The sequence below is a fragment of the Akkermansia sp. NBRC 115031 genome, from assembly GCF_030268505.1.
In the GTDB taxonomy this organism is placed as follows: Bacteria; Verrucomicrobiota; Verrucomicrobiia; order Verrucomicrobiales; family Akkermansiaceae; genus Akkermansia; species Akkermansia massiliensis.
Window position 1 is genome coordinate 240058 of the sequence record NZ_BSQU01000005.1, and the last position, 12443, is coordinate 252500.

15 protein-coding genes are annotated in these 12443 nt (G+C 46.8%); 9 read left to right on the forward strand and 6 right to left on the reverse strand.

Features of this window, described 5'->3' with window-relative positions; genetic code table 11:
* Positions 1-51: 51 nt before the first annotated feature.
* The 5 genes from QSJ36_RS08640 to QSJ36_RS08660 form a co-directional block, all read right to left on the reverse strand.
* Complete coding sequence (locus tag QSJ36_RS08640) at positions 52-969, reverse strand: nucleotidyl transferase AbiEii/AbiGii toxin family protein (protein ID WP_285468252.1); 918 nt, start codon at positions 967-969, stop codon at positions 52-54.
* Positions 969-1676, reverse strand: coding sequence for a hypothetical protein (locus QSJ36_RS08645; RefSeq protein WP_285468253.1), 708 nt, complete (start codon positions 1674-1676; stop codon positions 969-971). The genes QSJ36_RS08640 and QSJ36_RS08645 overlap by 1 nt, the downstream gene beginning before the upstream one ends.
* 212 nt (positions 1677-1888) lie before the next feature.
* Entirely contained in the window at positions 1889-3061 is a 1173-nt protein-coding gene (locus QSJ36_RS08650; RefSeq protein ID WP_285468255.1) for a Fic family protein, read from the reverse strand.
* Between the two features lie 302 nt (positions 3062-3363).
* Positions 3364-3579 (reverse strand): hypothetical protein, encoded by a 216-nt coding sequence (locus QSJ36_RS08655; RefSeq protein ID WP_285468257.1) that lies wholly within the window; start codon positions 3577-3579, stop codon positions 3364-3366.
* Positions 3572-3913, reverse strand: coding sequence for a hypothetical protein (locus QSJ36_RS08660; RefSeq protein ID WP_285468259.1), 342 nt, complete (start codon positions 3911-3913; stop codon positions 3572-3574). The genes QSJ36_RS08655 and QSJ36_RS08660 overlap by 8 nt, the downstream gene beginning before the upstream one ends.
* On the opposite strand from QSJ36_RS08660, the gene QSJ36_RS08665 reads away from it, so the two are divergent.
* From QSJ36_RS08665 to QSJ36_RS08700, 8 genes are all read left to right on the forward strand, one after another.
* The gene (locus tag QSJ36_RS08665; protein ID WP_285468261.1) at positions 3912-5066 is read left to right on the forward strand and encodes a hypothetical protein; all 1155 of its coding nucleotides are present in this window, start codon (positions 3912-3914) and stop codon (positions 5064-5066) included. The two genes, QSJ36_RS08660 and QSJ36_RS08665, sit on opposite strands and share 2 nt — an antisense overlap.
* Before the next feature lie 101 nt (positions 5067-5167).
* Positions 5168-5470 (forward strand): hypothetical protein, encoded by a 303-nt coding sequence (locus QSJ36_RS08670; RefSeq protein WP_285468263.1) that lies wholly within the window; start codon positions 5168-5170, stop codon positions 5468-5470.
* A gap of 3 nt (positions 5471-5473) precedes the next feature.
* Positions 5474-6538 carry a toprim domain-containing protein gene (locus QSJ36_RS08675; protein WP_285468265.1) on the forward strand — a complete coding sequence of 355 codons (1065 nt, stop codon included), beginning with the start codon at positions 5474-5476 and terminating at the stop codon, positions 6536-6538.
* Between the two features lie 2 nt (positions 6539-6540).
* Positions 6541-8010 (forward strand): DUF3987 domain-containing protein, encoded by a 1470-nt coding sequence (locus QSJ36_RS08680; RefSeq protein WP_285468267.1) that lies wholly within the window; start codon positions 6541-6543, stop codon positions 8008-8010.
* A 201-nt stretch (positions 8011-8211) separates the two neighbouring features.
* Positions 8212-8751, forward strand: a complete 540-nt coding sequence (locus tag QSJ36_RS08685; RefSeq protein ID WP_285468269.1) for a hypothetical protein — start codon at positions 8212-8214, stop codon at positions 8749-8751.
* 265 nt (positions 8752-9016) lie between these two features.
* Positions 9017-9247 carry a helix-turn-helix domain-containing protein gene (locus QSJ36_RS08690; RefSeq protein ID WP_285468271.1) on the forward strand — a complete coding sequence of 77 codons (231 nt, stop codon included), beginning with the start codon at positions 9017-9019 and terminating at the stop codon, positions 9245-9247.
* Positions 9241-9579: a HipA N-terminal domain-containing protein gene (locus QSJ36_RS08695; RefSeq protein ID WP_345783934.1), complete on the forward strand. Its 339-nt coding sequence runs from the start codon at positions 9241-9243 to the stop codon at positions 9577-9579. Before QSJ36_RS08690 ends, QSJ36_RS08695 begins: the two co-directional genes overlap by 7 nt.
* Positions 9569-10534 carry a HipA domain-containing protein gene (locus QSJ36_RS08700; RefSeq protein ID WP_285468276.1) on the forward strand — a complete coding sequence of 322 codons (966 nt, stop codon included), beginning with the start codon at positions 9569-9571 and terminating at the stop codon, positions 10532-10534. The genes QSJ36_RS08695 and QSJ36_RS08700 overlap by 11 nt, the downstream gene beginning before the upstream one ends.
* Positions 10535-10698: 164 nt before the next feature.
* Here the strand turns inward: QSJ36_RS08700 and QSJ36_RS08705 are convergent, their stop codons facing one another.
* Positions 10699-10971: a hypothetical protein gene (locus QSJ36_RS08705; RefSeq protein ID WP_285468278.1), complete on the reverse strand. Its 273-nt coding sequence runs from the start codon at positions 10969-10971 to the stop codon at positions 10699-10701.
* Between the two features lie 669 nt (positions 10972-11640).
* On the opposite strand from QSJ36_RS08705, the gene QSJ36_RS08710 reads away from it, so the two are divergent.
* Positions 11641-12420, forward strand: a complete 780-nt coding sequence (locus QSJ36_RS08710) for a DUF932 domain-containing protein (protein WP_285468279.1) — start codon at positions 11641-11643, stop codon at positions 12418-12420.
* Positions 12421-12443: the final 23 nt, after the last annotated feature.

A 12443-nucleotide genomic window follows, 5' to 3' on the forward strand; every position in this document is an offset into this window, starting at 1 on the left:
ACAGACTGATACGTTGAAATGGCAGGAAGGGGGCAGGGATGGCGGATGAAGTTATTCCGTACGAACAGACTCCTTTTGCCATCGTGAATGGATTGCCTCCCAAAAATAATTAAACTCTTCTTTTCCCGTTTCCGCCCTCCAAAGTGCTTCCAAAAATAACCGGATTCCCTCCATTACATCGTCAAAAGGGATTTGAGTATTGCCCAGGGTTCTCAGAAAGTAGCGCCACTTAGTCTGCATGGACTTATCATCACTCAGGGTCAATATGCGTTCAAAACTATCATGACCATAAACCGTCCCACGATTTTGAAGTGTTTCCCGGATGGCCTGTTGTAATTTTCTCCCATCGAAATCGAAGGTTCGTGACAAATAGTAGATATCATAAAAATCCTTCATACGTCCGGTCAGCTCAAAACGTTGCAGGATGGCGTCAAACTTCTCGGCAATCGTGCTTTCTAATGAATAGACCAGGATGACCGGTTTTTCATAGCCGTCCAGCTGAGTTTGGATATTCCGTTTTTCCGGGTGAGGAACGATTACATCGCCTACGCCGATATCCACATTAAAAGGGACACGAACATTTTTGATATATCCGGTAATCTGTGTGCTGATACCATGATACTTCCGCTGTATGGCGATGGGTTTTGCCTTGTTCGCCTTGAAGGTTATAAATTCATTCCCGGTAGGAACGGTGAGAATATCCGCAATTATTTCATCCATCCGGTCAAGATCATTGTTCAGACCTCGCATTAAAAAGTCCACATCTACAGTGGCTCTGCTTTCAAAATTGGTCAATGTGTAAATAAAGAGACCACCCTTCAGGATCAAGTTCTCTGCATATCTGGACGCTGCCAGTTTACGCAGAAATTCTTCCTGACAAAACAGCTGGAGACACTGTTGATAGCTGATGCCGGATGATTTGGCCTTGTTTTTCAGCTTCGCAAGAACGGAAACAGAAATATCATTCATTATAACCAGACTCCTATCAATTCTTTGACTATTTTTTTGACACGCATGAGCTCGGCATATTCCAGCAACTTGGGGATGTTCTTTTCCGGGTCAAGGATGTAGCTCTGAACGGCTTTGTTAAATAATTCCTTATCCATTTTGTTGCGGTAGCGCAAGCAGTCGCAAATCAGACGGTCACGATCATAAATGCGCACGGCGTGTCCATCTATCGTACCATGAGTCAATCCCAGCTCAAGAACAGCCAACTCTATGTAATAGGGTTTCACAAAAGGATAGGGAATCTTGAATCGGGTCTTCCCGGAGTCTTTGCTCACTGCCAGATGCCAGGACCCAGGAGTTCGGTCACTATAATCGTAATACCGAAGAGCCGTATCCATGCACAGAATAGCATCCGGGAACAGGCGCATGATTATTCCTGCCTCACTAACATCTTCAGGATTGACCCATTGATAATAACCCGTGCGGATTTTTTCCACATAGCCGTCGTTGACCAGTTGCTGACGTCTCTGATAGAAGATTTTCTCGGAGGCCATCTGCTTGGTTCGCATCATGCCGCCGTATCGATCAAAGATCTGCTTGTAATACATCGCATCGTACATCTGTCCTGTTTCTTTATAGGGCTTTTTGTGTACTGAATCAATATCAGTTTTTATCATTTTAATCAATAGAGCGGATGTTTTTGTAATTCCTGCATTTGCCTCATTCAAGGGAATCAATCTATTCCATTAGGCTTAAAACTATTTGTTGCGTTCCGCAAACGTTCCCCCGGCCCTGGTACAGGACATCGTCGGCCACGACTCAGCCGAAGTTCATAGCCGATATGTCAAACTGGGCAGGGATAACGTTCGAAATGCATTGGGTAACTTGCCTGAACTCTAGGTTTCCGGATTCCCGATCTTCCCATGCCGGGGAACGTATTTTACTGTTCCCTATCGTAATCAAGCTCCCGGTTCAGGACATCCATGCACATGGCATAGCTATAAACCTTATCCCGTTTCTTGCCCGTTATTTCCGTAACAATGCCGAGCTTCTGAAGCCTGGAAAGAGCACTGTTGACGGTGGCCGGACTTAGTCCGGTTTCGGCAATAATATGTTTGCTGTCGGTAATCAGTTTCCGGGTAAAGCAGTCAAAGACAGCCATGGTCGTTTCTGCAGATCGCCCTGTCTGCTTGATCGTTTGGCGGTCATGAGATATTTGCCCGATGATCTGCCTTGCCGTAGAGACAGCCTGTCGTGAAGTAAGGGAGACGGCTTCCATGAAATAGGACAGCCATGCTTCCCAGTCTCCTGTGGATCTTACTTCGTTGAGAAGACGGTAGTATTCCTGGCGGTGGACTTTGAAGAACAGGCTGAGATACAGGAGAGGCGCTTTCAGGATGCCTGAGTCACAAAGCATCAGGGTGATCAGCAAACGCCCCAGGCGTCCGTTGCCGTCAAGGAACGGGTGGATGGTTTCAAACTGCACATGCACCAGAGCCGCCTTGATGAGAACGGGCAATGCTATCGTATGGTCATGAATAAACAGCTCCAGCTTTCCCATACACTCCATTACCCGGTGAGGGGGCGGCGGTACAAAAACGGCATTGCCCGGCCTTGTCCCCCCAATCCAGTTCTGGCTTGTACGGAACTCTCCCGGATTCTTGCCTCCTCCCCGTCCTTTTCTTAGCAGGATTTCGTGCATCTCCCTGATCAGTCGTAACGACAGGGGCAGCTCCTCCCGAAGCTTGTCCAGGCCGTACTGCAAGGCGGCGACGTAATTGCTGACCTCCGTCACATCTTCCAGGGGGACGCCGGGAACTCCGTCCATTTCCGATACCAGCAAGTCCGACAACGAAGACTGTGTTCCTTCAATCCTCGACGACAAGACAGCCTCCTTGCGAACGTAGGAATACAACAAAAGAGAGTAGTCCGGCAAAAAAGAAGTCAGTGAATTGAGTTCGCCGACCGCAATCAGAGCCTGGTCATGCGATTGCTGCAATTCGGGACTGATGTCTATTCCCGGAACGGGCGGCAAGGGCGCAGGAATAAACGCTTTCACCCGTTCTCCCGCCACTGCCGTGATCTCATAATCTCCCGTATGCGTCCTCTTCATACGGTATGATTAACTTAAAATAATCAGATTGTCTATTTTAAGTTAATCCATTTTTCTAAAATAACGAGCAGCGCTATTTCAAGATTCCTGATACGTTATCATTCCCGCGAAGCAGGAAGTTCTTCGTCCCCGGTTTCAGCAGGGTAGGTGGCAATGGGCTGAATCACTTTCTCCAATTCCTGTTTACGAACCATTCCTTGTTGTATTCGAAGGCTGATTCCCGGCCTTTGCGAAAGTGCGACCACAACCTGCCTGCTTGTACTGGCCCCGGAGAGGAAGGCAGGTCAATAAATACAGGAGTATCACTCATGGGCTTTGGGAAGGTGGATGCGTTTGGGCAAGCGTTCTTCTTCAAGAGCTCGGCCTACGGGATCATTATTGGCATCGACAAGGTTTTTGAGACGGTCAGTCAACCCCAGTACAAACAGGACGGCGGCATAGTTGCCCAGGGATACGCCGGGAGCGCCTTTTTCAAGTCGTCCCAGAGTTGCTCGGGAGATGAAAGCACGCTCAGCCATAAGAGTTGTAGGAATACGTCTCCTCTTGCGGGCATCGCTGATATCTGCGCCCAATTTCTTGAGTGCCGCTCTCACTGGCCCCGGCAATGGGGATGTGGTTTTCATGAAAGGAATATGTTTCATAAAAGCAACAAAAACGAGAGATATGTTTCATATATGTTGCATATTTAGAAGTATCAAGGCTCTTCCGAAGACAAATTGACTGAGCTTGTAAATCCAGCCTATTTCCCGGACAAAGTTCCACAGCACTAATGATGATGCGCCCCAATGCTGAGGCTTCCAACAACCCTGTTTGAACTTGTTCAGAGGGACTCCCGGTGATAGAAAACATCATGGATCAGAATGATCAGGCTAAGAGTCCGGAAACAGCCCTTCCTGCTTATTTTACGGAAGAGATGAAAAAATATGCCCGTCGGGTGTTTGATGTGTATGATCCAATAGGGCCGAATCGAGGGTTCAAAATTCTCCCCAGGGAGATAAAGTGTTATGGACTTTTTGATGCCGGGCGCAATAGGCAAAAGATAAGAGAAATCTTACAGATTAGGAATAATATTTATATTCATAATTATAATTCTAAAGAAAAATATATTAAAGGTACAATTTACTCAAATGAGGGACCTTATTTAAAAATATTGTGTGAAAATAATGACGGTAAATTCATGTTTTCTAAAATTGAATTGTTTGTTCGCTTCCCCGAAAAAAGTATTTCCTCTGCATATTTGTATGATGATCAAGCGAGATTAAGAAAATTAAAAATCCTGCAGGACAATAATGTTCTAAATCCGGGATTTGCTAGATATGTCATCACGCATCCCGAGCTTTTTGGATTTCGTCCTATTTCTCAAGTGATTGAAGATTATGTTAAAGACAAGTCTCTGCTTTTCAATATGAAAAACAACGAAGCTGAAGATTATGAAGGAGGTTTTTATGATTCTATTTTGTCTGAAATATACTTATTTGATGATTATTGTATCTTTATAGGGGCGCTTAAATCAGATGAATGTTCTTACTCAATAAATTCAGATTGGAAACAAATTGAACATGAAGAAGTTGTTTGTATTTTTAAAAATTGGGGTCATATCGTAGATAAACCATATTTGAATTTTGAGTCGAAAGGGATACAAGAGAAAATTTGCTTGCCTGATCCGAAAAATTTCAAACAATTTATTATTAATTTTATAGGATTGTGTCTCTATATAAAGGCAAGAGGTTTTGAATGTGAGTCTTTAGTTGATGGGATAACTTCTGTCATTCCGAGTAGACAAGAGTTAGCCAATGTCCTTGCCTTAGTCTTGAGTTTGGAGGCAGGTGGTTTGATTCCAGGAAACGAGAAAAAGAGTAAGGCCTATCAAATTGCCTCGGAAATTCATAAATTATCTGCTTTGAAGCGTCCCCAAAACAGCAAGAAGCTCCACTTGTTCACTTCCTCCGAGTTTCTTGTCATGATTAGTCGTCACTTGAAAGAATTAAATTTTAATTTTTTATAATATTCTTGTTTTAAGCAACATAACAACTTCATGAGGTCTGTGTGTGATGTCGGATGTGCTCTGTCTCCGATATCTTGAGGTCGCTCTCTTGAGCTATAATCATGAAAAAACAAAAAAATGACCACCACGAGTCATTGACGGGCCAAGCCTCTATTCAGAATAGGGAATGGTGGACAGTCAATGAGACACTGCAACAAGGATTGTTTGGCAGAACGACTCTGTACAAACTACTGAACAACGGAAGCATCAAATCCAGGCTGATTCATTCGGATCGTTATGCCATCACAGGAAAGAGATTGATTCATGCTCCTTCCGTTTTGGCGTTCATCGAACGATCGGAAGGCATGGATCCGGATGAAGCCGATTTGGATAACATTAACCCCCATGAACAAGGAACCCGCTAATTCATGGATAAAAACACGTTGGAGTATCTCAAACGAGATCGGGGCGCTTTGGAACGCGTGTTGTTATACTACAGCCGCGAAGGTGAACTTAAGATATGGTTCGAAAATCGAAAGACTAATGTTCCGTGTCCTTTTCATGTGGATAACAATCCCTCTCTGTCGATCTATCAGAAAGAAGGAGTCTGGAAATGGAAATGCCATCGATGCGAAATTGGCGGCACTCTTATAGATGTTGTCCGTCATGGTTCTCCGGGCTGTACGTCTTTCTCTGACTGGCTGAAGGAACTGGAACTCATCCTGAAACCTTCAACGTTTGTTTGCGATGAATTTCTCTTCAAGGGAGAAGATTCGAAGAACGAGTGCATTTCGGAAGAAGGCATTTGCCATCCTCCTTTTTTGGGGGCTGAAGAGACGGAAAAAGCAGTCCGGTACAATGATCGGTTGCTGAACTCTTCTGACACCATCCAAACGTTGGCCGGCACATTCGGCTTATCTCCGGAAATCATTCGCTTGCATGCCAGTGAGGAGGGGCGGGGAATGCTGGGTATAAGTCCAACCGGGGAGGCTGTTTACTTGTATACCTTCATCATATCCGAGGCGGAACAAGAGCTCTTGGGGATCAAGATCCGTACTGGAAAAAAGCCTCACAGATTCCATTTCGAATGCGGTAAGCCTTTTCTCTGGGGATATCATACTCTTTTGGACAAGGAAAAGGTGATTCTTACTGAATCGGAAAGCGACTTGTTATCTATAGATGATGCCCTGATCGGCTGGGATGAGGAGAAATATGGGGAGCGTCTAGGATTGGCCGCTGTTCCTGGCTCCGGAAATTTCAATCCCGCCTGGGCTCCCATGTTTCAGGGGAAACGGGTAGTGAGTGCATTTGATGGAGATAAGGCAGGTCTCAAGGGTGCGGAAAAACTCCGCACCGTTCTCTCGCCTTACGCATTATCCGTGACTTCGTGGAACTTGCCTGACGGGATCAAGGATGCCCGTGAATTTATTATCAATAAAGGGAGGCAGGAAATGCTCTCTCTTCTCATTAACACACTCAAAACTTTATATTAAACATGACCTCTACCATTTCAGAAGACGAAATAGACATTCCTTATCCTCCTTTTCCTGTGGACTCGCTTCCAGCAGTTCTCAAGGAAACAGTCTCGAACATACGCGAGAAAACAAACATTCCCGAGTCTATCATTGCCTACCAATGCCTGGGAATTCTTTCCGGCGTTGTTGGTAACAGTATCCAAAGCAAGCTGGGCTCATTACCCGTCTATCCCAATTTGTTCATCATTGGTGTGGAACACTCTGGGATTGGAAAAACGAAATCAGCCGGCATCCTCTGCCGAGGCCTTCGTCAAGCTCTGTCTCCATGGATAGATGAGTCGAATGCGAAAAGGATGAAGGCAGAGATGGAATGGGAAGAACTGAATAAATTGTACAAAAAGCAATTCCGGGAGAATGAACAGAGAGGGGACTCTCAGGAACCTGAACATGATCTTAAGCCTCTTGTCGATAGGATCGCTATCTTGCAGCGGCAGAAGAACATCCGGGGAGATATCATCATTTCCGATATCACTCCTGAAAAAATGGCTTCGGCCATGGAGGGAATGCCTGACCATGCCTTGCTTTCCTTTTCTTCCGATGCCAGACAACAAATCGAATCGCTGCTTAATGGCTATGGGAACAACAAGTCTTCCACAGAGGGGGCATACTTGCAGTTCTTCAGTCATGAATCGTTTTCTCAAGAACGAAAAACAACGCAGTCAGTCTCTATTAATGAACCGTGTCTGGCTCTGCAATGGAACATCCAAATGGATAAATTCGACAAATTGACTTCCAGTGAGGTGATGCGGGAATCCGGATTTGTCGGACGTACCCTTTTTGCTTCCAGTGGAATAAGGAAAACGGCATGGCAGAGTTGCTGTTCTGATCATTCGATAAATACTGAAGGTTGGGACAAACTCATGCTTGATTTGATCCAGCTCCGGCAGAAATTGGTCGGGAATTCGCAGGAACCGGTCAGAATTCAGATCATCGCTCAAGATCCAAGCGAATTTGATCGGGTACTGGAAGATTTTCATGGAAATCTGCCCTCATTTCATGTGGATAAGGAACATGAAAATCGTCAGATAGAAATACTTTTAAGGCTGGCTCTGGTTTTGGCTATTGCCGACCAATGCCAGGTTCTCGCCGAGTTTCCGGGGAGAATTTGTCTAAAAGTAAGCCACTTGCAGCAAGGAATGACAATCCTTGATTGGTTCAATCAATGCAGATTAAGGCTCATGTCTTCGGGCAGGTTCAACTCCCTTTGGAACATTCTTCTGAAAATTTTCACAGCGATGAAAAAGGAGAGAAATTCTGATAATGATAAATTCTACACTTGCACCAGCGGGCGATTGACTCGTCATCGTACCGTTGGATCATTGGAGGAATTAAAAGAGGTAGCGGACACATTTCCCCAGTGGATTACCCTGACGGAAACAGAACGACAGGATTCCTTGAAAGTGACGTGGATAGGAGGAAACCCCAGATAGTTGTTACAGGTTATCCCGGTGTTCAGGAAGTCTCTTATCATCAAAGTTTAAAGAAGGCGACAAGAGCGGGTATCTACGGCAATTGGGATTGATTTCCTGTTATATGAAGATGAGCGGGGCTAGTATCCGCCATTTCCCGGCCTCTGCATGCATTGCGTGCAGAGGTCTTTTCATCATCAACTCTAATATATCAAAATCAACATGGCTATCAAACTCATCGCCAACTACAGCAAACGCCTCGGCTTGCCGGGGTATTCCTCCCATCAGTTCGAAGTTTCCGTTGAAACGGAGATTGGAAACACGTCAGAACTCGATTTCGCCGCAGAGCGGCTTTACAGCTCGCTCCAGTCCGCTGTGGATGCCCAGATCAAGCAGGTCGGATTTGTTCCTGATGCTTCCTATGGTTCGGGAGGTGCATCCGGTACGTCGCTTCCTGCCATGCGGCAGGTTCCTCGGCTTCCTGTGCCTCCGTCTTCGAATTCCCAGGCATCTCACCCCAAAGAACCGATATGGAATTGTTCGGAAAAGCAGAAGCAAGTCATCCTGTCGCTGGCACGTAAAAACGGGCTCAACGATTCCGCACTTCATGATCTGGCCGTACTCTGTTTCAGCAGAGGAGTCTCTCAGCTGAACAAGCTGGAAGCGTCTACCCTGATCAAAGAATTGATCGAAACATCAGGAGGAACATCCCGAAAAATTCCTCTTCCAGCAACTATGCCCGGCACCAGACGGGAGCCGTAGCAGGAATACGGTAAACATCCGTATATTCCCTTTGCCGGAGTCTTTCAATACGGATGGCTCCGGCAAAGGTCTTTATTTTATCTGCTGTATCCCAGGTTTCAGGAGTCAGGAGACCTCTGGGATTTGATTATCGAAACACTTCTTCGCAAAACAAGCGCTTGCTCGAAGTCGGATATCTCACACTCGTAAAAATCACATCATATTGTGATTTTATAAGAAAACAGAGTGGACAGAACATTCAAAACATGATATTTCACATCGTATTGTGAATTTAGGTGATATCGGAACATACATTCGCGAAAGACGCCGGACGCTGGGCATTACTCTGAAGGATTTGGCCGAACTTTCCGGCATAGGGATCAATACGCTCAATAAAATCGAACTTGGGAAGGCCAACCCGACGTTCAAAATCCTGATAGGATTGTTCGATTTATTGGGACTGGAAATGTCGCTAAGCCCCAAAAGAACCGATGTGATGAAAGGGCCTGAATCATGAGAAAAGCCCTTGTATTGTTGCGGAATATCCCTGCCGGAACGTTGACGGAAGAATCCCCTTCCAGTTATGTATTCCGGTATCTGGAATCCTACCTGCTGAAGGAAGAGCTTCCTCCCGTCAGCCTGACAATGCCGAAAACCTCCGAAGAGTACCGTTCCCCCCATTTATTTCCCGTTTTCTTCAACATGCTCTCGGAAGGCGTCAACAAGGAAATTCAGTGCCGTCATTTCCATCTGGATGAAAAGGATTATTTCGGACTGCTCCTTGCAACAGGTCATGATGATACGATTGGAGCATTAACAGTACAGCCTTATACCAACGATGAACATTGACCGTTGCCCCTCGACGCTGGTTCCTGGATTCACCTCCTACAGCCCGACCGGATTGCGGAAACTGTTCGACGGTAAAAAAGTGTCTCCGATTCTTCCTTATGACGCCCCCGATATTCATGGAGAGCCGGAAGAGTTTCTGGAAAACCGCGAGCATATTTCCATCTCAGGGGTTCAGGAAAAACTTTCTGTTCTTGTTGACCAGGGAATAATCCGTCTGACCAAGTCGGGAGAACAGGGAACGCATCTTCTGAAACCCATCTCATCACGCCTCGCCCGGGCTTCCGACATGCCGGCCAACGAACACGTGACCATGCAAATTGCCGCTCAAATATTCGGAATTTCAACGGCTCCCAACGGACTATGCTTTTTCCGAACAGGAGAACCGGCTTATATCACCCGGCGATTTGACATCAATCAGGGGGGCATCAAACTACGCAAGGAAGACTTCGCCTCACTGGCCGGGAAAACATCCGCCCAAGGCGGTTCCAACTTCAAATATGATTACTCTTATCTGGAAATGGGGGAGCTTATCCGCCGTTATGTCCCCGCATGGAGAATTGAAATGGAACGCTTCTTTCGTCTGGTGTTGTTCAATTACCTGTTGTCCAACGGCGACGCTCATTTGAAGAATTTTTCCGTACTGGAAACTCCTCAGGGAGATATGACCTTGTCCCCCGCGTACGATCTGCTCAACACAAGCCTGCACATTCAGGACAGTGACTTTGCCCTGTCCGGTGGTTTGTTCCGGGGCGCATCCGCACACACGAATCGAAGCCTGCTTGAAGAATTCGGACGGCAACTGGGAATGCAGGACAAACGCGTCCAGGCAGCCATCGATCATTTGATGGAATCCAGAGAAGAAGTGGAGTCTCTGGTGGACCGCTCATTCCTTTCCCCTCCGGCCAAACGAGCCTATATGCTTTCCTACAGGACGCGTTACAATCCTCTTCGATGAAATTTACCTGCCATTTCCTTGGCTCCTATCATGAAATGAAACTTGTAGAGAACAGATTGCAGGAATCATGTGTTCCATCGAATCTGTTTCCATCCATCACAAAAATCCGCTTATTCCTGTCTTGGATCAAGTCTTGTTTTATTGCAATCCTGACTTGAATGAAGTCAGAAATAAAAATATTTCTTAAAACGCAACGACGTCAAACAGCCGCGTGTTTTGCGGCAGTTAGCGAGGTGGGTCTGGAAACTCTGGCTCAGTACATGGAGTGGATGCAGGATGCTTATTTCTTTTTTTTCCCCGTTCCTGCTTATAACGCCTCCTTTTCCGAATGCGATGCGAACCACCCTGTCGCGATCCTCTTCATTGTATAAAGTAATACGGGAGGAATACTTTTTCCGGGAAGCGTTTTCCTCCTGGTGGGATTTAATAACAATCATGAAGAGGAACAAAATGTAATCAATTGTTATCATTTACCAACAATTTGTTCATTTTCTTGATAGCGGCTTATTTTAAAACAGTTATTGGATAGACTGTGCTATAAGTGGCTTATCCGAGAACATGGCGGCTGGACGATAGTGTGGAGAGTTGATGCCGACCTGTCTCGCCAGTCAAAAATCCTCTTGGCATTGTCTGTTCCTCTATTCGGGATCGGGATCTGACGGTTAATCTTTCCATTTCGTGATTTGATTGCGCAAATACACACAAACAGTATATTTACGCAATCATTTTATGCTTTTGAAACTTTCCTTTGAGAGAAAGGGGTGGAAGCAATTCCATACCGAGTAAGTTCCGAACAAGCTCAATACAAGTACCGCACAAGTTCAGGATAAAAAACCGACATCCTTCTATTCACTCAGACGGTTGGCGGTAGTCAGCAATTCTTGCTGGTGGCCCGTTATATAGACCTGAAGACAGGCATTTAGCTTCTGCCTTCATTCCTCAACACCCGTTTCCCCTTTGCAGGGAAGCGGGTGTTTTCGTTTCAACCCACATTCATCATCAATATGCATCCTATCATCGCATTGCCTCATTATCCGGCGACAGCCCGGCACATCCTGCCTTTGGGAGATACCAGACAGGCAGTCCTCCTTCAGAGGAGAAACGTCATGCCCGAACCGGCAGCGGCTCCGGTCATTCCCCCGACCGTATTCCGTAAAGGACTTCTCCTCCATTGCGGGGCCGAAGTCGTCGACAGGGGAATACTGGCCCGTGTGGAAACCCCGTCCTGCACGGAATCATGGTTCCCGCTTCCCCATGACTTCCTGTTGAAGGAAGTGGAGTCCCAGCTCACCGCTCATGGCTTCGGCATCGGAGAAACCACCCACGCCCTCAGCCATGAAGGAAAACGGTATTTCGGCGTTCTCCAAATCCTGAGGCCTGACGACGGCCCCGGCGACTACTCGTGGATTGTCGGCATCCGCAACTCCCACGACAAAACCTTCCCGGCCTCTCTGGTCATGGGAACGCGCGTCTTCGTCTGCGACAACCTTGCTTTTAACGGAGAAGTGAAACTCTCCCGGAAGCATACGAGGTTCGCCGTACGGGATCTGCGCTTCATGACCTCCCGTGCTGTCGGACGGCTTGGGGAACAATTCCATCGCGAAGACGAACGGGTCGCCGCTTACAAAAAGCAAAGGCTGACGGACAAGGCCGCTCATGATCTTCTGATCCGCGCCGTCGACTGCCGGGCCATCACGCCGACCGTCCTGCCGGAAGTCATCCGGTACTGGCGGGAGCCGCTTCATGAAGAATTCCGATCCCGTACCGTCTGGAGCCTGTTCAACGCCTTCACGGAGCAGTTCAAGGCCGTCAACCCGCATGTGGTCGCCAAGCGGAGCCAGGCCCTCCACGGCCTGTGCGATTCCGTCTGCGGACTGATCGCCTGAGCGTAGTTCAAAAATAACAACAT